Origin of the sequence: Vibrio sp. (genome assembly GCF_050299255.1) — a bacterium.
GTDB lineage: Bacteria > Pseudomonadota > Gammaproteobacteria > Enterobacterales > Vibrionaceae > Vibrio.
In genome coordinates this window covers 1-23,550 of the sequence record NZ_JBNKVP010000017.1, presented here as the reverse complement: position 1 = coordinate 23,550, position 23,550 = coordinate 1, and the positions used below count along the sequence as shown (strand labels likewise).

The 23,550-nt window shown below is 52.1% G+C and carries 21 protein-coding genes, 1 tRNA gene, 1 rRNA gene and 2 pseudogenes; 17 read left to right on the top strand and 8 right to left on the bottom strand.

Annotated elements, in window-relative coordinates:
* Window positions 1–19 precede the first annotated feature (19 nt).
* Window positions 20–1,235, bottom strand: a pseudogene (locus ACQY6F_RS07145) (3-phenylpropionate MFS transporter).
* A gap of 199 nt (window positions 1,236–1,434) precedes the next feature.
* Here ACQY6F_RS07145 and ACQY6F_RS07140 point away from each other — a divergent pair.
* The 3 genes from ACQY6F_RS07140 to acs all read left to right on the top strand — a co-directional run bounded on the left by ACQY6F_RS07140 (window position 1,435) and on the right by acs (window position 6,066).
* A complete protein-coding gene (locus ACQY6F_RS07140; RefSeq protein WP_428773257.1) occupies window positions 1,435–3,261 on the top strand; it encodes a DUF294 nucleotidyltransferase-like domain-containing protein in 1,827 nt (608 codons plus the stop codon).
* Between the two features lie 24 nt (window positions 3,262–3,285).
* Window positions 3,286–3,918 carry a 3'-5' exonuclease gene (locus ACQY6F_RS07135; RefSeq protein ID WP_428773256.1) on the top strand — a complete coding sequence of 211 codons (633 nt, stop codon included), beginning with the start codon at window positions 3,286–3,288 and terminating at the stop codon, window positions 3,916–3,918.
* A gap of 201 nt (window positions 3,919–4,119) precedes the next feature.
* Window positions 4,120–6,066, top strand: a complete 1,947-nt coding sequence (gene acs, locus ACQY6F_RS07130) for an acetate--CoA ligase (RefSeq protein WP_428773255.1) — start codon at window positions 4,120–4,122, stop codon at window positions 6,064–6,066.
* Here the strand turns inward: acs and ACQY6F_RS07125 are convergent.
* Complete coding sequence (locus tag ACQY6F_RS07125; protein ID WP_428773254.1) at window positions 6,063–6,260, bottom strand: hypothetical protein; 198 nt, start codon at window positions 6,258–6,260, stop codon at window positions 6,063–6,065. The two genes, acs and ACQY6F_RS07125, sit on opposite strands and share 4 nt — an antisense overlap.
* Window positions 6,261–6,385: 125 nt before the next feature.
* Here ACQY6F_RS07125 and aroQ point away from each other — a divergent pair, with 125 nt between their 5' ends.
* From aroQ to ACQY6F_RS07085, 8 genes are all read left to right on the top strand, one after another.
* Window positions 6,386–6,835, top strand: coding sequence for a type II 3-dehydroquinate dehydratase (aroQ, locus tag ACQY6F_RS07120; protein WP_428773252.1), 450 nt, complete (start codon window positions 6,386–6,388; stop codon window positions 6,833–6,835).
* An 80-nt stretch (window positions 6,836–6,915) separates the two neighbouring features.
* Entirely contained in the window at window positions 6,916–7,374 is a 459-nt protein-coding gene (accB, locus tag ACQY6F_RS07115; RefSeq protein ID WP_428773251.1) for an acetyl-CoA carboxylase biotin carboxyl carrier protein, read from the top strand.
* A 14-nt stretch (window positions 7,375–7,388) separates the two neighbouring features.
* Complete coding sequence (accC, locus tag ACQY6F_RS07110; protein ID WP_428773249.1) at window positions 7,389–8,732, top strand: acetyl-CoA carboxylase biotin carboxylase subunit; 1,344 nt, start codon at window positions 7,389–7,391, stop codon at window positions 8,730–8,732.
* Window positions 8,733–8,929: 197 nt separating this feature from the next.
* Window positions 8,930–10,315: a DUF4397 domain-containing protein gene (locus ACQY6F_RS07105; protein ID WP_428773248.1), complete on the top strand. Its 1,386-nt coding sequence runs from the start codon at window positions 8,930–8,932 to the stop codon at window positions 10,313–10,315.
* Between the two features lie 141 nt (window positions 10,316–10,456).
* Complete coding sequence (gene prmA, locus ACQY6F_RS07100; RefSeq protein ID WP_428773247.1) at window positions 10,457–11,344, top strand: 50S ribosomal protein L11 methyltransferase; 888 nt, start codon at window positions 10,457–10,459, stop codon at window positions 11,342–11,344.
* A gap of 139 nt (window positions 11,345–11,483) precedes the next feature.
* A complete protein-coding gene (dusB, locus tag ACQY6F_RS07095) occupies window positions 11,484–12,452 on the top strand; it encodes a tRNA dihydrouridine synthase DusB (RefSeq protein ID WP_428773245.1) in 969 nt (322 codons plus the stop codon).
* Between the two features lie 23 nt (window positions 12,453–12,475).
* A complete protein-coding gene (fis, locus tag ACQY6F_RS07090) occupies window positions 12,476–12,772 on the top strand; it encodes a DNA-binding transcriptional regulator Fis (RefSeq protein ID WP_000462885.1) in 297 nt (98 codons plus the stop codon).
* Window positions 12,773–13,195: 423 nt separating this feature from the next.
* Window positions 13,196–14,569 carry an L-cystine transporter gene (locus ACQY6F_RS07085; RefSeq protein ID WP_428773244.1) on the top strand — a complete coding sequence of 458 codons (1,374 nt, stop codon included), beginning with the start codon at window positions 13,196–13,198 and terminating at the stop codon, window positions 14,567–14,569.
* A 147-nt stretch (window positions 14,570–14,716) separates the two neighbouring features.
* Here the strand turns inward: ACQY6F_RS07085 and zntR are convergent, their stop codons facing one another.
* Window positions 14,717–15,133 (bottom strand): Zn(2+)-responsive transcriptional regulator, encoded by a 417-nt coding sequence (zntR, locus tag ACQY6F_RS07080; RefSeq protein ID WP_428773243.1) that lies wholly within the window; start codon window positions 15,131–15,133, stop codon window positions 14,717–14,719.
* Window positions 15,134–15,188: 55 nt separating this feature from the next.
* On the opposite strand from zntR, the pseudogene ACQY6F_RS07075 reads away from it, so the two are divergent.
* From ACQY6F_RS07075 to purD, 3 genes and pseudogenes are all read left to right on the top strand, one after another.
* Window positions 15,189–15,263: pseudogene (locus ACQY6F_RS07075) on the top strand (phosphoribosylamine--glycine ligase); the annotation flags it as partial.
* A 140-nt stretch (window positions 15,264–15,403) separates the two neighbouring features.
* A complete protein-coding gene (purH, locus tag ACQY6F_RS07070; RefSeq protein ID WP_428773242.1) occupies window positions 15,404–16,996 on the top strand; it encodes a bifunctional phosphoribosylaminoimidazolecarboxamide formyltransferase/IMP cyclohydrolase in 1,593 nt (530 codons plus the stop codon).
* A 94-nt stretch (window positions 16,997–17,090) separates the two neighbouring features.
* The gene (gene purD / locus ACQY6F_RS07065; protein ID WP_428773241.1) at window positions 17,091–18,383 is read left to right on the top strand and encodes a phosphoribosylamine--glycine ligase; all 1,293 of its coding nucleotides are present in this window, start codon (window positions 17,091–17,093) and stop codon (window positions 18,381–18,383) included.
* Window positions 18,384–18,448: 65 nt separating this feature from the next.
* Here purD and ACQY6F_RS07060 read toward each other — a convergent pair whose 3' ends face one another.
* Both ACQY6F_RS07060 and hupA read right to left on the bottom strand, forming a co-directional pair.
* A complete protein-coding gene (locus ACQY6F_RS07060; RefSeq protein WP_428773240.1) occupies window positions 18,449–19,141 on the bottom strand; it encodes a DUF1481 domain-containing protein in 693 nt (230 codons plus the stop codon).
* A 46-nt stretch (window positions 19,142–19,187) separates the two neighbouring features.
* Window positions 19,188–19,460: a nucleoid-associated protein HU-alpha gene (gene hupA / locus ACQY6F_RS07055; RefSeq protein WP_428773238.1), complete on the bottom strand. Its 273-nt coding sequence runs from the start codon at window positions 19,458–19,460 to the stop codon at window positions 19,188–19,190.
* A gap of 308 nt (window positions 19,461–19,768) precedes the next feature.
* Here hupA and ACQY6F_RS07050 point away from each other — a divergent pair, with 308 nt between their 5' ends.
* Window positions 19,769–20,827 (top strand): CNNM domain-containing protein, encoded by a 1,059-nt coding sequence (locus ACQY6F_RS07050; RefSeq protein WP_428773237.1) that lies wholly within the window; start codon window positions 19,769–19,771, stop codon window positions 20,825–20,827.
* Between the two features lie 23 nt (window positions 20,828–20,850).
* On the opposite strand, the gene ACQY6F_RS07045 is transcribed toward ACQY6F_RS07050, so the two are convergent.
* Window positions 20,851–21,438, bottom strand: a complete 588-nt coding sequence (locus ACQY6F_RS07045) for a YjaG family protein (RefSeq protein WP_428773236.1) — start codon at window positions 21,436–21,438, stop codon at window positions 20,851–20,853.
* Window positions 21,439–21,509: 71 nt separating this feature from the next.
* On the opposite strand from ACQY6F_RS07045, the gene ACQY6F_RS07040 reads away from it, so the two are divergent.
* Both ACQY6F_RS07040 and ACQY6F_RS07035 read left to right on the top strand, forming a co-directional pair.
* A complete protein-coding gene (locus tag ACQY6F_RS07040) occupies window positions 21,510–22,436 on the top strand; it encodes a D-2-hydroxyacid dehydrogenase (RefSeq protein ID WP_428773235.1) in 927 nt (308 codons plus the stop codon).
* The gene (locus ACQY6F_RS07035) at window positions 22,436–23,014 is read left to right on the top strand and encodes a uracil-DNA glycosylase family protein (RefSeq protein ID WP_428773233.1); all 579 of its coding nucleotides are present in this window, start codon (window positions 22,436–22,438) and stop codon (window positions 23,012–23,014) included. The genes ACQY6F_RS07040 and ACQY6F_RS07035 overlap by 1 nt, the downstream gene beginning before the upstream one ends.
* Window positions 23,015–23,216: 202 nt before the next feature.
* On the opposite strand, the gene ACQY6F_RS07030 is transcribed toward ACQY6F_RS07035, so the two are convergent.
* Both ACQY6F_RS07030 and rrf read right to left on the bottom strand, forming a co-directional pair.
* Window positions 23,217–23,293, bottom strand: a tRNA-Asp gene (locus tag ACQY6F_RS07030).
* Between the two features lie 69 nt (window positions 23,294–23,362).
* Window positions 23,363–23,478, bottom strand: a 5S ribosomal RNA gene (rrf, locus tag ACQY6F_RS07025).
* Window positions 23,479–23,550: the final 72 nt, after the last annotated feature.

Genomic DNA, 23,550 nt, shown 5'->3' with positions numbered 1-23,550 from the left:
AGGTTTTATTTAACTAGGGTTAGCACAACAGCGCAAATAAACCGTTCTGATTCTGTGCTTTATACTCGGCTTTCTTCCGCCTGCTCCCGGCGGCGGGAGCGATCGCTTTCCGGATTAATCAGCAGGGCCAGCACACCCATCAGCGCCATTGCCCAGAACACCTTGGCGCCATAATGTTCGTACCCCCAGCCACTGAGGGTGGTCATCAGGGCGATAAATGCCCCCAGCGGAATGGCATTGTACAGCGCCTGCAGCGGCACCATCTTACGCGGCTCGGCGCGCTGTATGTACTGGATCGCGGCAATGTGCGCCATGGCAAAAGTCACGCCATGCAATAGCTGAATCACCACCAGCGCAGCGATGGCAGTCGTCGAGGCCGTCAGTCCCCAGCGCACCATGACACCGAATGAAGCGGCCACAAACAGCGCGCGCAGCGACCAGCCGGCGAACAGCCGCTTGCTAAAGGCAAACACCATAATTTCCGCAATCACGCCCAGGCTCCACAGGTAACCGATCAGATCTTCCGCATGACCCGCCTGCTTCCAGTAGATGGTACTGAAACTGTAGTAGGCGGCGTGGCTGCCCTGGATTAAAGCGACCAGCAACAGAAACTTGATCACTCTGCGCTCAGACAGCAGCTCGGTTAGCTTAGGCCTTGGGCCGTCACTGCCCGGTTCACTGACCGGCTGCGGATTGGGCGTGCGTACGCTGACCAGCAGTGACAATGCCACACCAAACAGCGCGGTGAAGACAATCATGTCACTGCCAAAGTTGGCCACCAGATACCCCACCACGGTGGAACCGGCGATAAAGGCGATGGAACCCCATAACCGGGTGCGGCCGTAATCGAGCATTTTCAGCCGGGCATAATAGTTCGCCATCGCATCGGACAAAGGCACAATCGGTCCGCAACAGAGGTTAAACAGCACCGTGGCCAGCGCCAGCATCCAGAACTCACCACCGGTAAAGAAGTGAAAGGCAACAAAAATCAGCGCCGCCAGGCTTAACCAGCGCAGCGCTGGCAGTAACTGCTCCGCCCGGTGGATGCGCGGTGTGATCAGCAGATTGGCCACACAGCGGGTGGCAAAACCGATGCCGACCAGCAGGCCGATATCGGTCGCCGATACGCCCTGATTTTCAAACCACAGTGACCAGAACGGCAGATAGACCCCGTAGGCGAAAAAGAAACCGATAAAATACTGCGAAATCCACGCAAAAGGCGAAGGGGTGAACATGGTGAGCGGATACCTTGGCTAATCTAGATAAAATTCGCCGCTATTATCCACTGCATTGCGGCGGATAAAAAGGGAAGATCACAGTAATTAAACTTCCCCTATTTCAGGTGCTAAGGCCGCATTAGACCAAAGTCGTCTGGAGCTTAGCTGGAAATTTGTCAGACTTAAATCAGCCTAGATTATCCATGAGCGTTCCGCTATGCCTGATAAATTTAATATGCAGTCACCGCCGTTTGACCGTTTGTCTGACAGTCAACAAAGTCGGTTACGTGCCGCACTGGACGTCGCCTATTACCGTGACAAACAGGTTTTGCTCACCCCCGACGCCCCCAGTAGCCATCTGCATATACTGATCAAAGGTACGGTAGAAGAGCGCTCCAAAGACGGCCAGGAGATTTTCGCCCATTACGCCAACGATGACCTGTTCGACGTGCGTTCGTTGTTTGAAGGGCAGCCGCGCCATCAATACGTGGCACTGGAAGACACCCTCAGTTATCTGTTGCCGAAAGAGCTGTTTCTCGAGCTGTACAATGAAAACGGTCAGTTTGCCGCCTACTTCGACAACAATCTGGCCAAACGTCAGGAGCTGATCGAAACCGCCAAACAGCAGCAGAACTTAGCCGAATTTATTTTGACCACAGTGGATGACTCTATCTTTCACCCACCGATGATCCTCTCCCCTGAGCAGCCACTCAACCAGGTGACCCGCCAGTTGAAAGAGAGTGGCGTAGATTCAGCGCTGGTGCTGTTAACCGAAGACGATCCCCGCCGGCAAGAGAATCCGGCCGCTCACCCTTACGGCATCGTCACCCGGACAAATATGCTCCACGCGGTAATGCTCGACCAGCTGCCCCCGGATACGCCGGTGGGCAAAATTGCCACCTTCCCGGTCTATCACGTCGATGTCGGCGATTTCCTGTTCAACGCTATGATCACCATGACCCGCAAGCGGATGAAACGGGTGATGGTGGTCGATGGTCATCAGGCGGTTGGCATGCTGGACATGACCCAGATCCTCAGCGCGTTTTCCACCCATTCCCACGTACTGACTCTGCGTATCGCCCGGGCCAGTTCGATCGAAGAGCTGGTGCTGGCGGCAGGGCAACAGCGAGAGCTGGTGCAGAGCCTGCTGACCAACGGTATTCGCACCCGCTTTATCATGCAGCTGATTTCGGCGGTCAACGAACAGATCATGGAAAAAGCGTTTGAACTGGTGGTACCGCCGGCGCTGCACGACCAGTGCTGCATGATCGTACTGGGGTCGGAAGGGCGCGGCGAGCAGATCCTGAAGACCGACCAGGACAATGCACTGATCATTAAAGACGGCTTCGCCTGGCACCAGTGTGAAACGGTGATGCAGACCTTGACCCATACCCTGCAACAGCTCGGCTATCCGCTCTGCCCTGGCAATGTTATGGTCAACAATCCTAAGTGGGTCAAGAGCCAGAGCGAATGGCAGCAGACCATCTCCCACTGGATTCAGTCGGCTCAGCCCTCCGATGCGATGGATCTGGCGATTATGGCCGATGCCCATGCCGTGGCGGGTAACCGCCAGCTACTCGAACCGGTCAAACAACATCTGCAGCAACAGATGGAACACCGCATGCTGGTACTGCAGGAGTTCACCCGTCCGGCACTGCAATTTTCTTTGCCCCTGACCCTGTTTGGTAACGTCAAAAGCGATAAAGACGGCCTGGATATCAAGCGGGGGGGCATTTTCCCCATCGTGCACGGCATCCGGGCACTGGCGCTGGAGTACGCGGTGCCGGAAACCAATACCTTTGAGCGGATTGAAACCCTCAGGCAACGTAAAATTCTCGAGCCGGACACCGCGGACAACCTGGCCGAGGCGCTGAAACTGTTCTTCAAACTGCGCCTGGCCCAGCAGTTGACCGAGCACCACTCCCATAACAATCTCGATCTAAAGGCCATCGACCGCACCGAACGTGATTTACTCCGTCATGGCCTGCATGTGGTGAAGAAGTTCAAGCAGTTCCTTGGCTTCCACTATCAGATTCGAGATTAACCAGGACAGCAAGAGCGAGAAAAGATGAATTGGCTGCTACGCAAATACTGGCACTTCAGGCTGAAAGGCTCACCCTATCAGTCGCTGTTTGGCAAAATCGATCGCAGTGAACTGGTGTCACTGGATTGTGAAACCACCAGCCTGGATCCGAACCGGGCTGAACTGGTGACTATCGCCGCGACTAAGATCATCGGTAACCGGATTCTGACCAGCCAGCCGTTTGAAGTGCGGTTACGTGCGCCGCAATCGCTGGACTCTGGCTCGGTAAAAATTCATCGCATCCGCCATCAGGATCTGGCGGACGGACTGAGTGAGCGTGACGCGTTGGTGCAACTGCTGGACTTTATCGGCAACCGGCCGCTGGTCGGCTACCACATTCGCTATGACAAAAAAATCCTCGACTTAGCCTGCCGGCGCCAGCTTGGCTTCCCGCTGCCCAATCCGTTGATTGAAGTCAGTCAGATTTACCACGATAAACTGGAAAAACACCTGCCCAACGCCTATTTTGACCTCAGTCTGGACGCGATCTGCAAGCATCTGGACCTGCCGCTACAAGATAAACATGACGCCCTGCAGGACGCCATTGCCGCCGCGCTGGTGTTTGTCCGGCTGACCAAAGGTGACCTGCCCAGCTTCAGCGCCCCCTACAGCCGCTAAAGCGGTGGATTTCTCGATCCAGTTCTCATATTCCGCTTCTGCTAGCGCGTTTTAAACGACCGGACACACTCTCATCCTAAAGTCTAATTGTGGAAATACGCTGGCTGGCTGACAGTTATAGGCATACTTTTCCAATGGTCTGGCTGGAGCTTCTCCAGCGACAAAATAGGGAATTTTGCTGAATTCACAAGGAGACAAGCAATGAGTGAAGCCCACATTTATCCGGTTAAAGACAATATTAAAGCCACAACACACGCGGATAATGACACCTATCTCGCCATGTATCAGCAGTCCGTCTCAGACCCAGAAGGTTTCTGGAGCGAACACGGTAAAGTGGTTGACTGGATCAAGCCCTTCACCAAAGTTAAGAGCACATCCTTTGACACCGGTCACGTGGATATCCGTTGGTTTGAAGACGGCACCCTGAACGTCTCGGCCAACTGTATCGACCGCCATCTGGCTGATCGCGGTGACGAAGTGGCGATCATCTGGGAAGGCGACGACCCGGCGGAAGATAAAGCCCTGACATTCAATCAGCTGCACAAAGAAGTGTGTCGCTTTGCTAACGCCCTCAAGCAACAAGGGGTACGTAAAGGCGACGTGGTCTGCCTGTACATGCCAATGGTGCCTGAAGCGGCTGTGGCGATGCTGGCCTGTACCCGTATCGGTGCCATCCATACCGTGGTATTCGGCGGCTTCTCTCCTGAAGCGCTGGCCGGTCGTATCATAGATTCAAACGCCAAAGTGGTTATCACCGCCGACGAGGGGGTTCGTGGCGGGCGCGCGGTACCGCTGAAGAAAAACGTCGACGAAGCGCTGTCTAACCCAGAAGTCTCTATCGATAGCGTACTGGTGCTGAAACGCACCGGCGGCGATGTCGCGTGGGATTCTGCGCGTGACGTCTGGTGGCATGAAGCCACCGCCAGTGTCAGCGATGACTGCCCGCCAGAAGAGATGAACGCGGAAGATCCGTTGTTTATTCTCTACACTTCAGGTTCTACCGGCAAGCCAAAAGGCGTACTGCACACCACCGGCGGATACCTGGTGTACGCGACAATGACCTTCAAGTATGTGTTCGACTACCAGCCAGAAGACACCTTCTGGTGTACCGCGGACGTTGGCTGGATCACCGGCCACACTTACCTGATTTACGGGCCGCTGTCGAATGGCGCCAAAACCATCCTGTTTGAAGGGGTACCGAATTACCCTAGCACCAGCCGCATGAGCGAAGTGGTTGATAAGCATCAGGTGTCTATCCTGTACACCGCACCAACGGCGATCCGCGCCCTGATGGCCAAAGGTGATGAAGCGGTGAAAGGCACTTCTCGCAGCAGCCTGCGCATCATGGGTTCGGTCGGTGAGCCGATCAATCCGGAAGCCTGGGAGTGGTACTACAAAACCATCGGCAATGAAAAATCACCTATCGTTGATACCTGGTGGCAAACCGAAACCGGCGGCATCCTGATCACGCCACTGCCGGGTGCCACTGATCTGAAACCCGGTTCGGCCACTCGACCATTCTTCGGTGTTCAACCCGCGCTGGTCGACAATGTCGGCAACATCATTGACGGTGCCAGCGAAGGTAACCTGGTGATCCTGGACTCCTGGCCGGGTCAAATGCGTACCGTCTACGGCGACCATGAGCGCTTTGAACAGACTTACTTCTCTACCTTCCAGGGCATGTACTTTACCGGCGACGGTGCCCGTCGCGATGAAGACGGCTACTACTGGATCACCGGTCGGGTCGATGACGTGCTGAACGTATCTGGTCACCGTATGGGGACTGCGGAAATCGAATCGGCGCTGGTCGCCCATGAGAAAATTGCCGAAGCGGCGATCGTCGGTATCCCACACGACATCAAAGGCCAGGCGATTTATGCTTACATCACCCTGATCGATGGCGAGTTTCCGTCTGCTGAGCTGCATAAAGAAGTCAAAGACTGGGTGCGCAAAGAGATCGGCCCAATCGCGACGCCGGATGTGCTGCACTGGACTGATGCGCTGCCTAAGACCCGTTCTGGTAAGATCATGCGCCGCATTCTGCGTAAGATCGCCACCGGCGACACCGGCAACCTGGGTGATACTTCTACCCTGGCTGACCCTAGCGTGGTCGACAAGCTGATTGCCGAAAAAGCGGAACTGATTTAAACCGCAGTAACGGCAGTAAATGTAAACGCGCCGTAAAAAACTCCAGCCGCCATTGTTAATGGCGGCTTTTTTTTGCCCACAGCTCCGCATTCTTCAATCACCAACCCGCTGACAGACAAGATTTTTGCTATCTTGATACCAATTTTTACAACTCCGACTAGGAGATTAGACCAGTAAATTGCTGCGATTTGCACTGAATTAGCTATAATCTTGGTCTATTTCTAAAATTCGGGCTGTTTTTGATTGAAACTGAACACCGAATTACCGATGATGTGAGAATACCGTATAATTTCTCATAATAATGGAAGATGGCTACACAATGTCTGCAAAGTTACGCATTCTCGTCCTAAACGGCCCAAATTTGAATCTGTTAGGCTTACGTGAGCCGGCGCACTACGGGGGGCAAACCCTGGCACAGATCGTCGAATCACTCACCGACCAGGCGCAACAAGCCGGTGTCGAGCTGGAGCATTTGCAGTCGAACCGCGAATATGAACTGATCGAAGCAATTCACCAGGCCCACGGCAAGGTGGACTTCATCATCATTAATCCGGCGGCCTTTACCCACACCAGCGTGGCATTGCGAGATGCATTACTGGGGGTGGCCATTCCCTTCATCGAAGTACATTTATCGAATGTGCACGCCCGCGAGCCATTCCGTCACCACTCCTATCTGTCTGATAAGGCACAAGGGGTCATTTGCGGACTGGGTGCGCAGGGTTACCAATTCGCTTTAACTGCCGCGATCACGCAATTGCAGTCGAAGTAACGTAATTACTATAACAGTAACGAAACACTCTGCAGCTCTGCTAGAGCTGTCTTAATTAACAAGATAAAAGAGAAAGAAACATGGATATCCGTAAAATCAAAAAACTGATTGAGCTAGTTGAAGAGTCTGGCATTGCAGAACTGGAAATCTCCGAAGGTGAAGAATCAGTTCGCATCAGCCGTCACGGCACTGCAGCTCCAGTTCCAGTTCACTACGCGGCAGCACCAGCGCCTGTAGCAGCACCGGCAGCCGCTCCTGCGGCGGCAGAAGCAGCTCCTGCGGCTCCAGTTGCAGCCGAGCCTTCTGGCCATCAGGTTCTTTCTCCAATGGTTGGTACGTTCTACCGTGCACCTAGCCCAGACGCAAAACCATTTGTTGAAGTAGGCCAAACTGTTTCTGCTGGCGACACTCTGTGCATCGTTGAAGCGATGAAAATGATGAACCAAATTGAAGCCGATAAATCTGGCGTTGTCAGCGCCATCCTAGTTGATGACGGTCAACCAGTAGAATTCGATCAGCCTCTGATTGTTATCGAATAAGCGGGGCTCGCCTTATGCTAGATAAAGTAGTCATCGCGAACCGAGGTGAAATTGCACTTCGAATTCTTCGCGCTTGTAAAGAGTTAGGTATCAAAACGGTCGCGGTACACTCCACCGCTGACCGCGATCTGAAACACGTTCTGTTGGCCGATGAATCCATCTGTATCGGTCCGGCTCGTGGTATCGACAGCTACCTGAACATTCCACGTATTATCTCTGCCGCAGAAGTCACCGGTGCGGTGGCCATCCACCCTGGCTATGGCTTCCTGTCAGAAAACGCAGATTTTGCCGAGCAGGTTGAACGCAGCGGCTTTATCTTTGTCGGTCCGAAAGCCGAAACCATCCGTATGATGGGCGACAAAGTGTCTGCCATCAACGCGATGAAAAAAGCCGGCGTACCGTGTGTACCAGGCTCAGATGGTCCGCTGGACAACGACGAAGAGAAAAACCGAGCTCACGCTAAACGCATCGGCTACCCGGTGATCATCAAAGCCTCTGGTGGCGGCGGCGGTCGTGGTATGCGTGTGGTCCGCAGCGAAGCAGAACTGGTTCAGGCCATCGCCATGACCCGTGCCGAAGCCAAAGCGGCGTTCGACAACGACATGGTTTACATGGAGAAATTCCTGGAAAACCCACGTCACGTGGAAGTACAGGTAATTGCTGACGGTCAGGGCGGTGCTATCCACCTGGGTGAACGTGACTGTTCAATGCAGCGTCGTCACCAGAAAGTGGTGGAAGAAGCGCCAGCTCCGGGTATTACCGAAGAGATGCGTAAGTACATCGGTGAACGCTGTACCCGTGCCTGTGTTGAAATCGGTTACCGTGGTGCCGGTACCTTTGAGTTCCTGTACGAAAACGGCGAGTTCTACTTCATTGAAATGAACACCCGTATTCAGGTTGAACACCCAGTGACCGAAATGGTCACCGGTGTCGACCTGATCAAAGAGCAGCTGCGCGTGGCCGCCGGCCAGCCGTTGTCATTCACTCAGGATGACATCAAGATCCGTGGCCATGCCATCGAGTGTCGTATCAATGCCGAAGATCCGGTCCGCTTCCTGCCTTGTCCGGGCAAGATCGAGCGTTTCCACCCGCCAGGCGGCATGGGCGTACGCTGGGAGTCGCATATTTATATGGGCTACACCGTACCACCGCATTACGATTCAATGAACGGCAAGCTGATTACTTTCGGTGAAAACCGTGATGTTGCAATTGCGCGTATGCGTAACGCACTGGGTGAAATGATCATCGAAGGCATCAAGACCAATGTGCCGCTGCAGCAAGAGATCATGGCCGACGAAAACTTCCAGCATGGTGGAACCAATATCCACTATCTGGAGAAAAAACTCGGCATGCATTAAGCCTGCAGGCAAAGCCTCTAAATGCTCACTTCGGTGAGCATTTTTTTTCTACCACAATGTGCAAAAAATCCTCTTAGATTTCAATAGATCTAATCCATCTGCTCCAGTCGATAAACGGCATTCTCCAAACTAGTTATGATCTTTCCTTGGCTCAGCGCGTAATTCGGTTTGATATCCGAACACAAGGAATGACAACAATGAAACTGGTCAAATCTGCCCTACTCTCAACTCTGTTATTTGGTGCTATCGCTGGTTGTAGTGACGACGATGATACGGTAGTTACTGAAAACAACTCCTTTTTGCGTGTCTATCACGCATCACCGGATGCTCCTGCCGTTAACGTCTGGCTGGATGGTAAGCCAGCCCTATCCGGCGTCGAATATCAGCAGAGCTCTGGTCAAATCACACTTCCTGCTGGTAGCCATTCCGTTCAGGTCGATGCAATTTTAGCCGATGGCAGTACCACTACCGTGATCCCATCGACTACAGTCGAACTCTCCACCGGACAGGAATATAACCTGTTTGCTGCGGGGAAAGTCAGCTCTGGCGGTAGTGGTGACTTCACCTTTGGCCCGCAAATTGTTGTGCGAGACGCTCTGAACCCAGAACAGGCTCGCGTTCAAGTGATCCACGCCGCCCCCGATGCGCCGACCGTGGATGTGTTCATTACACCGCCTGGCGCCGATCTGACCTCCGCGGCGCCATTTGCAGACGACGCGGCTTACCTGGCGGCGACTGATGCGGTAGAAGTCCGTGCTGGTGCTTATCAAATTCGCATCACCGATGCCAATGACCCGACTAATGTCTATTTCGATTCGGGAACCGTTGACGTACCTGCAGGAGCCGACTGGGTTGCGCTGGCCACCAACAATACCATGGCGGGTGGCTCACCAGTGTCACTGCTGGTCGATACCGGCACAGAATCGCTGGTAGTTCAGGATGTGAACAGTGGCGCTGAGCTTCGGGTGGTACACGCGATTTCTGACGCCCCTGGGGTCGATGTCTGGGTCGATGGCAACGCCCCATCAGCTGGCAGTCCGCTGTATAACCTGAGGTTCAAACACCAAACTGACTATCTTGCGTTGCCTGCCAAGCAGACTGACTTTGCCGTTGCGGTGAGCGGCTCCAGCCCGATCACTGTGGTTGATGCGTTGGCGTTAAGCGCTAATCTGGGTGCTAACCAAAATTACACCGCTTTGGCGATCGGTAACCTGGGAGATGGCATCGGCAATGACCAGCTGTTTGTGGTTACTGATGACACCCGTCGCATCGCCACTGAAGCAAGGCTGAGAGCCATTCACGCCTCAACACTGGCAGGAAATGTGGATATCTATCTCAGTGTCGACGCCTCCCCCAGCAGCGACGACATCGTCCTGCAAGACATCCCTTATAAAGGTGATAGCAGCCTGCTTTCTGTGATGCCTGGTAGCCTGTACATCATGGTGACCCCGGCCAATGACATGAGTACCGTGGCCATTGGGCCAGTGATGCTAAACCTGGCGGGCGGCTCGCTGACCACCTTGGTCGCGGTAGACGACCCTGCCTCGGCCACCTCAGTCGGAGTGATCAGTCTGGATGACTAACTTAATAATATCGTTTAAGCCCGCTCAGACATGGTGCGGCTTAAACGATCTGGCCATATTCCTGCAGACTAATTGGGGAGTAAAGCGCCATTAAATCTGCTACACTCTGCGCCAATCAAATCACAGACTGAGCACTTTGCCATGCCTTGGATTCAAATCAAACTCAATGCCACCAATGACAATGCGGAAGCCATTGGCGATATGCTGATGGAACAGACCGGCGCACTGTCGGTGACTTTTCTGGATGCGCACGACACCCCGGTGTTTGAACCGCTTCCCGGCGAAACCCGCTTATGGGGCGATACCGATATTCTCGCCCTTTATGACGCCGAAGCCGACAGCCAGTGGATTGTTGACCAGATCAAAGCCAGCAACATGTTGACCGAAGACTTCGCCTACAAGGTGGAACAACTGGAAGACAAAGACTGGGAGCGGGAATGGATGGAAAACTTCCACCCGATGAAATTCGGTCAGCGTCTGTGGATCTGTCCAAGCTGGCGCGAAGTGCCTGAACCGGACGCGATCAATGTGATGCTGGATCCCGGTCTGGCGTTCGGTACCGGCACCCACCCGACGACGGCTTTGTGTCTGGAATGGCTCGAGAGCCTGGATCTGAGCGGCAAAACCGTAATCGATTTCGGTTGCGGTTCCGGCATTCTGGCCATTGCGGCCATCAAACTGGGCGCGGCTAAAGTGATCGGCATTGATATCGATCCACAGGCTCTGCTGGCCTCTCAGGACAACGCTCAGCGTAATGGCGTCGCAGGACAGCTGGAAGTATTCCTGCCCCAGGATCAACCGGCAGGATTGCAAGCAGACGTGGTAGTGGCCAATATCCTTGCCGGCCCACTGCGTGAACTGGCACCGGTCATCAAAGGCTTAGTGAAAGCAGATGGCCAGTTGGCCATGTCCGGGGTACTGGATACCCAGGCGGAAGACGTGGCGAATTACTATCGCGATGAACTGACCATCGACCCGATTGTCGAACAGAGCGAGTGGTGCCGCATTTCCGGCCGAAAGCAAGGCTGAATCGAATCTGCGAGACTAATTGACTGAAATTCATACAGTTTACAAAAACATTTTGTAAATGCTCAAATATTAGTCTTTTCAGCATCGAAAAAAATGCGTAAAATGCGCGCCCTTGCTGGTACAGAACTGTGATGACGTTTTGAAAATCGGGAACTATCAACTTAAGAATAATCTCATCGTCGCTCCTATGGCGGGAGTGACCGACAGACCTTTTCGAGAGTTGTGTCTTCGATACGGTGCGGGAATGGCGGTCAGTGAAATGATGTCGTCCAATCCTAAGCTGTGGAAAACGTCCAAGTCGCAACAGCGCATGGTACACGAGGGTGAATCGGGCATTCGTTCTGTACAGATTGCCGGTTCCGACCCGCAGTTGATGGCCGAAGCCGCTCAGTTCAGCGTTGAAAACGGTGCCCAAATCATCGATATCAACATGGGCTGTCCGGCTAAAAAAGTGAATAAGAAGCTGGCGGGCTCTGCTCTGCTCAAGTATCCGGATTTGATCAAACAAATCCTGACTACAGTGGTCAAAGCAGTGGACGTTCCCGTAACGTTAAAAACCCGAACCGGTTGGGACCCAGATAACAAGAACTGTGTCCACATCGCTCAACTAGCCGAAGACTGCGGCATACAGGCATTGGCGCTGCATGGCAGAACCAAAACCTGTATGTACAAAGGAGAGGCGGAATACGACAGCATCAAGGCAGTCAAGCAAGCCATTTCAATTCCGGTTATCGCTAACGGTGATATCGATAGCCCGGAAAAGGCTAAGCACGTACTGGAGTACACCGGTGCAGACGCTTTGATGATTGGACGCCCGGCCCAGGGACGTCCGTGGATTTTCCAGGAAATCCGACACTATTTGGAAAACGGCACCACGATGCCTGAACGACCGGCGACGGAAGTGAAAGGTATACTGCTTGGCCATGTGGCGGCTCTCCATGCATTTTATGGTGAGTACTTAGGTCCTCGTATCGCACGTAAACACGTCGGTTGGTACCTGAAAGAGCATGAACAGGCAGGTGAGTTTCGCCGTACCTTCAACGCGATAGACGCAGCCCCGCTGCAGCTGGAAGCGTTAGAAGGTTATTTTGATAACGTTGCATCATAATTAAGAGAAGAGCTAGACCGAATATGTTCGAACAAAATCTGACTTCAGAAGCATTAACAGTAACTACCGTAACGTCACAAGATCAAATCACGCAAAAACCTCTGCGTGACTCTGTTAAAGCGTCTCTTAAAAACTATTTGGCTCAGTTAAACGGCCAGGAAGTGACAGAACTTTATGAGTTAGTACTAGCTGAAGTTGAACAACCACTATTAGACACCATCATGCAATACACCCGCGGTAACCAGACTCGCGCGGCGACTATGATGGGTATCAACCGCGGTACTCTTCGTAAGAAACTGAAAAAATACGGCATGAACTAATTGTAGTTCGCTAATTTTTTGATATTTAAGGGCTTATTCTTCTGGAATAAGCCTTTTTATTTTCAACCACTGCAAATCGGCCGCTTTCCCTCGCCATGTCCGAAACGCGATTGCAGCCCCCGAGTCCAAAGTTTCACTTCCCAGACGAAAACGACACAACCACTACATCCGTTGATAGCGATTCAATACCGATTCCGCTTACTAACCCATTTGGCAGCCCCTTGCCTCACCTCACTGTCATCGGACCTGGCGGCTGAACCAGTCTTTCCGATGGGCTCTCCAGTTGCACAAAACAATCGGTTCTAACTTATACCCCTTTAGTATTGTAGAAAAACACCATTGGCCATTATCTTAGCGGGCCGAATTCAACCCTTACTGGTTGAAAATTTCTCTTTTCTAAAACTTACATAAGGACAAATTGTCATGCCAGTAGCGGTTATCGCTTCCTTAACGATATTTGTTGGCATTCTTTTCTTCCTCTACGGACAACAGAAGCAGCAACGCACTCTTTCTCGCTTAGTTTTACTGGGCTTAGTATCGGGCAGTATTTTCGGCCTCGCACTGCAACTTAGCTTCGGTGAAGGCAACCCGGTGATCAAAGACATTCTTGAATGGGTTAACGTCGTCGGCCGTGGCTATGTCGGCCTGCTCAAGATGATCATCATGCCACTGGTACTCGTCTCCATGATTGCTGCAGTGGTTAAACTGGAAAAAGGCGGTTCGCTGGGTAAAATCTCCGGCCTGACAATTTCTGTTCTGCTCGTAACGACCGCAATTTCAGCCGCCATCGGTATCATGATCGCTCAGTCATTTGGCTTAACCGCAGAGGGGCTAACAGAGGGTGCGCGTGAAACGGCTCGTATCGCAGTACTAGAAAGCCGTGCATCGAGTGTAAGCGACCTAACCATTCCTCAGATGTTAGTCAGCTTTATTCCAACCAATCCATTTGCTGACCTGACTGGATCGCGTTCTACGTCGATTATTGCGGTAGTGATTTTTGGCGTATTAACTGGCATCGCAGCCCGTAAAGTGATGGCGGAGAAAGCGCAGCTTGAATCCCCGATTCGCACTTTTGTCGAAGCAGCTCAGTCAATCGTAATGCGGCTGGTCAAAATGATCATGGCGCTGACGCCTTATGGTATTGCCGCTCTGATGGCAAAAGTGGTCGCGACCTCAAGCGCGTCCGATATCCTTAATCTGCTTGGATTTATTGTCGCGTCTTATGTGGCCATCTTACTGATGTTTGTCGTTCACGGCATTCTGGTCTCTTTGGTTGGTGTCAACCCAACCGAGTACTTTAAGAAAATTTGGCCGGTACTGACGTTTGCGTTCACTTCACGTAGCTCTGCCGCAACCATTCCGCTCAATGTTGAAGCGCAAATCACCAAACTTAATGTGCCACCAGCGATCGCCAACCTGTCAGCTTCATTTGGTGCGACGATTGGCCAAAACGGTTGTGCCGGTATTTATCCGGCAATGCTGGCTGTGATGGTAGCGCCATCAGTGGGTATTGACCCGATGGACTTCAATTTTATCCTGTCGCTCATTGCTATCATCACGATTAGTTCATTTGGTATTGCTGGTGTAGGTGGCGGTGCCACGTTTGCTGCGCTTATCGTACTGCCAGCGATGGGCTTGCCTGTCACGATTGCCGCGCTGCTTATCTCCATCGAACCACTGATCGATATGGCCAGGACGGCGCTTAATGTCTCCGGTGCCATGACAGCAGGTACCATTACCAGCAGGATCCTGGGTGATGAGCCGGCACCAGCCGAGATCGAACAAGCTCAGGCTTAATTTAATCCAGTATCAACAAGGCCAACGTTTCAGCGTTGGCCTTGTTATTTTCGGCTACTGAAATTCAGGATAGATATCGCACATATCCCATAAAATCCGCTCCAACCGTTCTGCGAGAATGCGGGGCAACTTGAGGAAAAAGGGAAGTTATTGCGTATCCGGCGTCTCGGCTAACGCTTCCAGAATCGAACAGTGACTGGCGTTATCATCTATATGGCCACAACAGGCGTCGTTTATTTTTTTTAAAGCGTGGCGAATCCGCTGCAGTTCAGTGATTTTATCGTCGATTAAGCTGAGTTTCGCCGTGGTAATGGCTTTCACCTCTGCGCAACTGTGCTCGGTTGCTTCCAGTTTGATTTCCAGCAGTTCTTTGATCTCATCCAGACTTAAGCCAAGCGATTTGGCTTTCATGATAAAAGCCACCTGGCGCTGGTTAGCGTCATCATATAGCCGGTAGCCCGATTCACTGCGACTGGCAGGCTGAATCAACTGGTTTTTTTCGTAAAAGCGCAGGGTGTCTGCCGTCACCCCACAACGTTTGGCTAATTCACCGATCTGAAACATGGTTTGTCCTGTTAACTATCTCATTACTTTTTAAGCGAAACGACGGCAAAGATGTAATTATTTTTGTGATGCCAAACGATTGCGCGAGCTTTTTTGTAATAAATTGGTTAGAATACGCGCCATTCAAATCGAGCGACACGATAAGCTATCCACACACGTTAAAGGTGTTTACCAAAATTGGCCAAGTGAGCCCTGCTGGTGCTCCCATGTTCACTTTTGGCAAATATCTTTTATTTTGTTTAACTCCATGAATTAAAGGAAGATGGAAGCATGAACAACGCTCGTCCTATTCGCCGCGCTCTTATCAGCGTATCAGACAAAACTGGCATTGTAGAGTTTGCCCAAGCACTCGCTGAACGTGGTGTGGATATCCTTTCAACCGGTGGTACTGCCAAACTGCTGGCTGAACAAGGCATTTCGGTTACTGAAGTCTCTGATTACACTGGCTTTCCAGAAATGATGGATGGCCGTGTTAAAACCCTGCATCCTAAAGTGCATGGCGGCGTATTAGGTCGTCGTGGTCAGGACGATGACGTAATGGCCCAGCACGGCATCCAGCCTATCGATATGGTGGTCGTTAACCTGTACCCATTTGCCCAAACCGTGGCCAAAGCAGACTGCTCGCTGGAAGATGCGGTTGAGAATATTGATATCGGTGGTCCGACTATGGTGCGCTCAGCGGCCAAAAACCACAAAGATGTCACTATCGTTGTTAACGCCAGCGACTACCAGCGCGTCATCACTGAAATGGACGCCAATGATAAGTCTCTGACCCTGTCTACCCGCTTCGATCTGGCGATTGCCGCCTTTGAACACACCGCCGCGTATGACGGCATGATCGCCAACTACTTCGGTACTATGGTGCCATCTTACGGCGAGAACCAAGAGGGTGACGATGAGTCTAAATTCCCTCGCACCTTCAACATGCAGTTCGAGAAGAAGCAGGATATGCGCTACGGCGAGAACAGCCACCAGGCGGCGGCTTTCTACGTAGAAAGCAATCCTCAGGAAGCGTCTGTTGCGACTGCCCGTCAGCTTCAGGGTAAAGCGCTGTCTTACAACAACATCGCCGACACTGACGCCGCATTAGAGTGTGTTAAAGAGTTTGCTGAGCCAGCGTGTGTGATCGTGAAGCACGCTAATCCATGTGGCGTTGCGCTGGGTAAAGATATTCTCGAAGCCTACAACCGCGCCTACCAGACTGATCCGACTTCTGCCTTCGGCGGTATCATCGCCTTTAACCAGGAGCTGGATGCGGCTACCGCCAGCGCAATTGTTGAGCGCCAATTCGTTGAAGTAATCATCGCACCCAAAGTGTCTGCCGCAGCGGCAGAGATCGTCGCGGCGAAGAAAAACGTTCGCTTGCTGGAGTGCGGTGAGTGGGATACTAAAACCACAGGTTTTGACCTGAAACGTGTAAACGGTGGCCTGTTGGTTCAGGACTGTGACCAGGGAATGGTAACTCTGGCAGACCTTAAAGTGGTATCAAAGCGCCAGCCGACTGAAGAAGAGCTGAAAGATGCGCTGTTCTGCTGGAAGGTTGCCAAGTTCGTTAAATCCAACGCGATTGTATACGCCAAGGGCGATATGACCATCGGTGTCGGTGCCGGTCAGATGAGCCGCGTCTACTCAGCCAAAATCGCCGGTATCAAGGCCGCTGACGAAGGTCTGGAGGTTGCAGGCAGCGTGATGGCATCAGACGCTTTCTTCCCGTTCCGCGACGGAATCGACGCCGCCGCCGAAGCTGGCATCAAGTGCGTAATTCAACCTGGCGGTTCAATGCGTGATGAAGAAGTGATCGCCGCGGCCGATGAACACGGTATGGCGATGATCTTCACTGGCATGCGTCACTTCCGCCACTAATTACCGGGCAGCCTAGTCTCCTGGTTTCACTATCGAATTGATCGCTCCTCATAACCGAGGGGCGATAGCTTATTAAGAGTTTAAGGATACGATTATGAAAATTCTGGTTATCGGTTCCGGTGGTCGCGAACATGCACTTGCGTGGAAAGCCGCCCAGAACCCTGAAGTTGAAACCGTATTTGTGGCCCCTGGTAATGCTGGTACCGCTAATGAGCCCAAACTGCAGAACGTCCAGATCGGCGTTGAAGATACCGCAGCACTGGTAGAATTTGCCAAAAACAATGCCATTAGCCTGACTATCGTCGGCCCGGAAGCACCGCTGGTTATTGGTGTGGTCGATGCGTTCCGCGCGGAAGGTCTGCCGATTTTTGGTCCAACCCAGGCGGCGGCGCAGTTGGAAGGCTCCAAAGCCTTCACTAAAGATTTCCTCGCCCGTCACAAGATCCCAACCGGTGCTTATGCGAATTTCACTGAAATCGAGCCTGCCCTGGCTTATGTTCGTGAGCAGGGCGCACCGATTGTGGTTAAAGCCGATGGTCTAGCCGCCGGTAAAGGCGTAATTGTCGCCCTGACCCTGGAAGAAGCCGAAGAAGCGATCAAAGACATGCTGGCAGGCAATGCCTTTGGTGATGCCGGTAGCCGGGTGGTGATTGAAGAATTCCTCGATGGCGAAGAAGCCAGCTTTATCGTCATGGTTGACGGTGAAAACGTGCTGCCGATGGCAACCAGCCAGGACCACAAACGTGTCGGCGATAAAGATACCGGCCCGAATACCGGTGGTATGGGCGCCTACTCGCCAGCACCTGTTGTTACCCCTGAGATCCACAACCGCATCATGGACGAAGTGATTTATCCGACCGTTCGCGGCATGGCAGCTGAAGGTCACCCTTACACCGGTTTCCTGTACGCTGGCCTGATGATCGACCAGGACGGCACACCGAAAGTGATCGAATACAACTGTCGTTTCGGCGATCCGGAAACCCAGCCTATCATGATGCGGATGCAATCAGATCTGGTTGAGCTCTGTCTAGCGGCGATTGATAAGAAACTGGATCAGGTTGAATCCAAATGGGACCCTCGTGCGTCTATCGGTATCGTTCTGGCTGCAGGCGGTTACCCTGGTGACTACAACAAGGGTGACGTAATTTCCGGCCTGCCAGGTCAGGAAACCGAAGGTGAAAAAGTCTTCCATGCTGGTACCAGTCAGAAAGACGGCCAGGTCGTGACTAACGGTGGTCGGGTACTGTGTGCAACTGCACTCGGCAATTCGGTGTCAGAAGCTCAGCAGCGTGCCTATGCCCTGACTAAACAGATCTCCTGGGACGGCGCTTTCTATCGCTCAGACATTGGCTACCGCGCCATTGCCCGTGAGCAGCAGAGCAAATAACTGCAGCCGACAGACAGATAGCAAAAAAGCGCCGTTAACGGCGCTTTTTTTAATTCTTAACCAAGCTACTCGTCAATCAGTCTCGGACGCTCGATGCAATCCTGGCTGTCATCGGCCAGCATCAGCAGCTCTTCGACGATCACCGAATTAACCCGGGTTCGGCCGATAAAGGCTAAATAACTGTCGATATTGGACAGCCGGTTGACCACCAGGTCGGGTAACGTCTGGTTGAACTCAATTTTATTGAATTCCTGACCGTTACAACTTTCAAAGGTCTGGCCATCCCAGTAGCCCTGAATCAAATCGACCCCTTTCTTGCCGTTAGGTTTGGCCTGATTGATCACCACTTCCGCTTCCTGTTGATAGCGGATTAACTGCTCTTTGTTGAGTGGCAACACTTTACCCGCCAGGCGATAACGCTGGTAAATCGCTTCACCATCTTTATTGAAACGGACATGAACCTGGTAAGGAACCAGTTTGTTGCGTTTGATCTGCTCGCCTTCTCGAATCAGTTCTCTGACCTGACCGTCGCGCCAACGGTAATCCGTCTGATACCAGCCATAATCACCGGAATAGACATAATCTGCACCAGAGTATGGAAACGCTGACTTTTCGGTGAGCCAATAATAACTGGTTGCATCCCCCATCACCTGACCGGAAGAATATTCAGACATTTGATCAAGGTTGGGCGTAGGAAGCGAAGATACGCAGCCAGCAAGCAAAGACGTGACTAGACAAGGGAGAAGAATTTTTTTCATAAACATAATACTACGCCAAGATGGAGGCATCTTGGCGTAGTATAGATTATTTCACTGAGTCTTTCAGTGCTTTACCAGCGACAAATGCTGGTACATTTGCTGCAGCGATTTGAATTTCTGCGCCGGTTTTAGGATTGCGGCCAGTACGTGCTGCACGATGGTTTACTTTGAATGTACCAAAACCAATTAGTTGAACTTGGTCACCCTCTTTCAGTGCGTCTGTTACGCCATCCAGAGTCGCTTCAAGCGCCGACTTAGCCTGAGCTTTAGATAGATCTGCTTTCTCTGCGATAAAGTCGATTAATTGGGTCTTGTTCATTAGGTTTCCCTTCTTGTGTTATCGAATTCACTTCACTCTAAAGCATAAACGCCCCATCTGGCAAAGGGTTGTGGCCGATCTTGGGTTCTTATGCCGCAGTTTTAGCCATATTCTGAGTATTAACTCACAATTTGTCTAAACCCTTGCCAGTATTGACATCAAGCTTTAATCAATTGCTGAACGAACCTAATACAACAGTCCGAAACGATAATAGGGTGAAATAGAATCAGAATTCGGATCTGTGACCTGTTAGCTAGCCCGGCTCTGTTGCTGTGCTACCTTAAAGTTTTGAGTCTAAAAGCGATATTATGCTGCAACTGCTTCTGTATATTACATTGGCACTGGGTGTCTCATTTATCTGCTCTGTTCTGGAAGCAGTCTTGCTGAGCGTCACCCCGGGTTATATTGCCAGCTGGCGCCAGCAGTCTCATCCGTTAGCCGATCAACTGGAAAGACTCAAGCGGGACATTGACCGGCCACTTGCCAGTATTCTGACTTTGAATACCATCGCCCATACCGTAGGGGCTGCCGGTGCTGGTGCACAGGCGACTATACTGTTCGGCAGCCACTGGCTGGGACTGTTTTCCGCCTTGCTTACGCTGGCCATCCTGATCCTATCAGAGATTGTACCGAAAACACTGGGGGCGACTTACTGGCGACGACTGGCCCCCATAACCACCCGAAGCTTGATTATTATGCTGTGGTTACTCGCTCCGTTCGTCTGGTTGTCTGAACGCATTACCCGTCATCTGTCTCACGGGGCCGATTTACCCAATATGCGCGAGGAGCTGTCCGCGATGGCGCTGCTGGCCAACGAAAGCGGTGAATTTGCTCAGGGAGAATCCAATATACTGCAAAACTTGTTGGCCAGCCGTAGCACTCTGGTGACCGAGGTGATGACGCCGCGCACCGTCCTGTTCCGGGTGGCTGCCCAGTTGTCAGTCAATGAGTTTTTGCTCCAGTACCGCGATACCCCGTTTTCCAGGCCTTTGATTTACAGTGAAACAACCGACAACATCATCGGCTTTGTCCATCGGCTGGAGCTGTTCAAATTACAGCAGTCCGGTCAGGGGGACAGACAACTTGGCGAAGTGATGAGACCAATCCACGTAGTACTGAACACCCAGTCACTACCGACCGCGTTCGATCAGATGATGGCGCATCGACTGCAACTGGTCGTGGTGGTCGACGAATACGGCACAGTACAGGGAATATTAACCTTAGAAGATATTTTCGAGTTTCTGCTTGGTGAGGAGATCGTCGATGAAGCGGATAAGACCACCGACATGCAGCAACTGGCCTCAGAACGTTGGGAACGCTGGAAAAAGCGCCACGGTGTGAAAGAAAGCCGAGACGAAGAAGAATGAGGGGCCAACGCCCCTTTTAGTGCTCAGAGTGCAATACCGATGTTACTGACGGCCTCGTCACGCAATTCCTGACGCAAATCTTTGATCAGTTCAATATCACGCTCACCGGCATCTTTGAGTGGCCTGAAGATGGCCCACTGCACATCCCACTCTTCACATACCGCGGGATTCTGTTTCTGATTGTCATTGGTGATGGCCTCACCACTCTGCGCTTCTTCCAGTTGTGCCACCGTCATCACCGATTGCTGGCTGACTTTGTGCATATTATCTTTCAGATCGTCCCGGTCTAACAGGCCATGTAACAACGTTGATAGTGCAATGCAGGCGTCAATCGCCGGGTAAACGGCGTAAAAGTCGTAGTCTTCTGAACTCGGAATGATCTCTTCCAGCTTTTCCAGTTGACGTTCAAAGTTGACCTTGGCGTTTTTTACCGTCAGCAACTCCCAGACACTGTCGAGGATATCGCGGTAAATACGTGGTTCAGCGAATTCTGTATTGTCACAAAACATGGCATAGTTAGGATACATACGCTCACACAGGCAAGCCATGAACGTGATTTGTTGCCAAGGTTCGAACTTTTCAAGACGAAGCTGAAGAGGATTCTGAAGCATAGTTACTCATTCGTTGCAGAAACAGACAGCGGAAGTGTACTTGATATACCAGAGGGAAAAAAGCAAAGCCGATGAACAATTTTACCCATAAGCTCTATATTCTGACCGAACATGATGCAAAGTACCGGCAACTGGTGACTAACCTCGACCTGCCCGACCTGACCATCACCGACCACCGCGACAACGCAACTATCTTGCTCGCTGCACCACCAATGGCGGCAAAGGCACTGGAACAGTTTCCAAACCTTGCATGGTTGCAGTCTATTTATGCCGGCGTGGATGCATTGGTCAGCAAGCCGCAGCTGAACAATTATATACTCACCAACGTCAAAGGCATTTTCGGCCAGCAGATCGCGGAATATGTGCTCGGCTACACCATCGGCTACTATCGACATTTCCAACGTTACCAGTCACAACAGCAACAACGTAGCTGGCAACCCCATCTATACCAGTCACTGAACCAAAAGCGGATGGTGATCCTGGGTACCGGCTCGATTGGTGTCAAATTGGCCCACAGCGCCCACGCACTCGGCATTGAGACTATCGGCGTCAACCGCAGCGGTATTCCGGTCAAAGACGCCCCGTTCAGCCGCATCTACCATGTCCAGGAGTTGCATAAAGCGCTGAGCGAGGCGGACATTATCGTCAACACCCTGCCTAATACTCCAGAAACGTATCGCCTGCTCAATGGCGATACGCTGACCGCCGCCAATCAGGCGCTGCTGTTTAACGTAGGCCGCGGCGCGACCCTTTGTGAACAGGGTTTACTGCAGGCTCTGGCGAATGGCTCCATCGCTCATGCCTATCTGGACGTGTTTGAGACGGAGCCACTTGATTCAGACCACCCGTATTGGTCTCATCTCGACATCACCGTCACTCCGCATATTGCTGCCCTGAGCTTTCCAGAGCAGGTGGTCGAGATATTTGCAGACAATTACCTGCGCTGGCGTGATGGCTTTAGCCTTAACCATAGGGTCGATTTCGATAAGGGGTATTGATGCTGGATGAACTGCTGAAACAGATCAGGCGATGTAAAGTCTGTGAACCGGACCTGCCTCTGGGTGCCAATCCGGTTATCCAGGCCAGTCGTAATGCCCGACTGATGATCATTGGCCAGGCTCCTGGTACCCGGGTGCACCAGACCTCGATCCCCTGGAATGACCCAAGCGGCGACAGACTGAGATACTGGTTAGATCTCGATAAAAGTACCTTTTATGACGCGCAGCACATCGCCATTATGCCGATGGGACTGTGCTATCCAGGCAAAGGACGCAGTGGTGACCTCCCGCCAAGGAAAGAGTGCGCTCCGCTCTGGCACCAGCGTGTGCTTGAGCAACTCCCCAATATCGGAATGACGCTGCTGATCGGCCAGTACGCACAAAATTATTACCTGCAGGACAAACCCGCCACACTGACCGAAACGGTTAAGCAGTGGCAACGCTGGGCACCTCATTTTTTGCCTTTGCCCCACCCTTCACCGCGTAATACGCTGTGGCTGAAAAAGAATCCCTGGTTTGAGTCGGAGGTCGTTCCCTATATGCGTAACTATGTCCATCGCCACCTTAACAATAGCTAGCTTAAAATAAAGTGAATTCCAGATACCAAAAAGCCCCCGTCATTGCTAACGAGGTTTGTTGATAAGTGACGGAGTGGTGGGAGATCTAGTTCGGGATTACACTCAATCACGCTCGCGCATGAGCGGGACTTGATTCCCTTGAAAAAAATACCGATAGCCAGAAACGACAAAACCCAGTCGTAAGACTGGGTTTCGAAATAAGTGGCGGAGCGGACGGGACTCGAACCCGCGACCCCCGGCGTGACAGGCCGGTATTCTAACCAACTGAACTACCGCTCCGCACTGGTTAGACTCTTGAGTCTAAGTTTTTGCCTTTAGATTTTACTAAAATCTAAAAACGAAATGTAAGCCTGGCGATGTCCTACTCTCACATGGGGAAGCCCCACACTACCATCGGCGCTGTTTCGTTTCACTTCTGAGTTCGGCATGGAATCAGGTGGGTCCAAAACGCTATGGTCGCTAAACAAAATTTAATGTAACTGGTGCTGATAGGCAGACTCGAACTGCCGACCTCATCCTTACCAAGGATGCGCTCT

Excerpts from the sequence above, each read along its gene's own strand:
- accB (WP_428773251.1), top strand. The coding sequence starts at position 6,916 with ATGGATATCCGTAAAATCAAAAAACTGATTGAGCTAGTTGAAGAGTCT.
- ACQY6F_RS07050 (WP_428773237.1), top strand. The coding sequence starts at position 19,769 with ATGCTGCAACTGCTTCTGTATATTACATTGGCACTGGGTGTCTCATTT.
- ACQY6F_RS07085 (WP_428773244.1), top strand. The coding sequence starts at position 13,196 with ATGCCAGTAGCGGTTATCGCTTCCTTAACGATATTTGTTGGCATTCTT.
- zntR (WP_428773243.1), bottom strand. The coding sequence starts at position 15,133 with ATGTTTCAGATCGGTGAATTAGCCAAACGTTGTGGGGTGACGGCAGAC.
- prmA (WP_428773247.1), top strand. The coding sequence starts at position 10,457 with ATGCCTTGGATTCAAATCAAACTCAATGCCACCAATGACAATGCGGAA.
- purH (WP_428773242.1), top strand. The coding sequence starts at position 15,404 with ATGAACAACGCTCGTCCTATTCGCCGCGCTCTTATCAGCGTATCAGAC.
- ACQY6F_RS07105 (WP_428773248.1), top strand. The coding sequence starts at position 8,930 with ATGAAACTGGTCAAATCTGCCCTACTCTCAACTCTGTTATTTGGTGCT.
- hupA (WP_428773238.1), bottom strand. The coding sequence starts at position 19,460 with ATGAACAAGACCCAATTAATCGACTTTATCGCAGAGAAAGCAGATCTA.
- ACQY6F_RS07060 (WP_428773240.1), bottom strand. The coding sequence starts at position 19,141 with ATGAAAAAAATTCTTCTCCCTTGTCTAGTCACGTCTTTGCTTGCTGGC.
- ACQY6F_RS07040 (WP_428773235.1), top strand. The coding sequence starts at position 21,510 with ATGAACAATTTTACCCATAAGCTCTATATTCTGACCGAACATGATGCA.
- fis (WP_000462885.1), top strand. The coding sequence starts at position 12,476 with ATGTTCGAACAAAATCTGACTTCAGAAGCATTAACAGTAACTACCGTA.
- ACQY6F_RS07045 (WP_428773236.1), bottom strand. The coding sequence starts at position 21,438 with ATGCTTCAGAATCCTCTTCAGCTTCGTCTTGAAAAGTTCGAACCTTGG.
- ACQY6F_RS07035 (WP_428773233.1), top strand. The coding sequence starts at position 22,436 with ATGCTGGATGAACTGCTGAAACAGATCAGGCGATGTAAAGTCTGTGAA.
- acs (WP_428773255.1), top strand. The coding sequence starts at position 4,120 with ATGAGTGAAGCCCACATTTATCCGGTTAAAGACAATATTAAAGCCACA.
- ACQY6F_RS07135 (WP_428773256.1), top strand. The coding sequence starts at position 3,286 with ATGAATTGGCTGCTACGCAAATACTGGCACTTCAGGCTGAAAGGCTCA.
- aroQ (WP_428773252.1), top strand. The coding sequence starts at position 6,386 with ATGTCTGCAAAGTTACGCATTCTCGTCCTAAACGGCCCAAATTTGAAT.
- accC (WP_428773249.1), top strand. The coding sequence starts at position 7,389 with ATGCTAGATAAAGTAGTCATCGCGAACCGAGGTGAAATTGCACTTCGA.
- purD (WP_428773241.1), top strand. The coding sequence starts at position 17,091 with ATGAAAATTCTGGTTATCGGTTCCGGTGGTCGCGAACATGCACTTGCG.
- ACQY6F_RS07140 (WP_428773257.1), top strand. The coding sequence starts at position 1,435 with ATGCCTGATAAATTTAATATGCAGTCACCGCCGTTTGACCGTTTGTCT.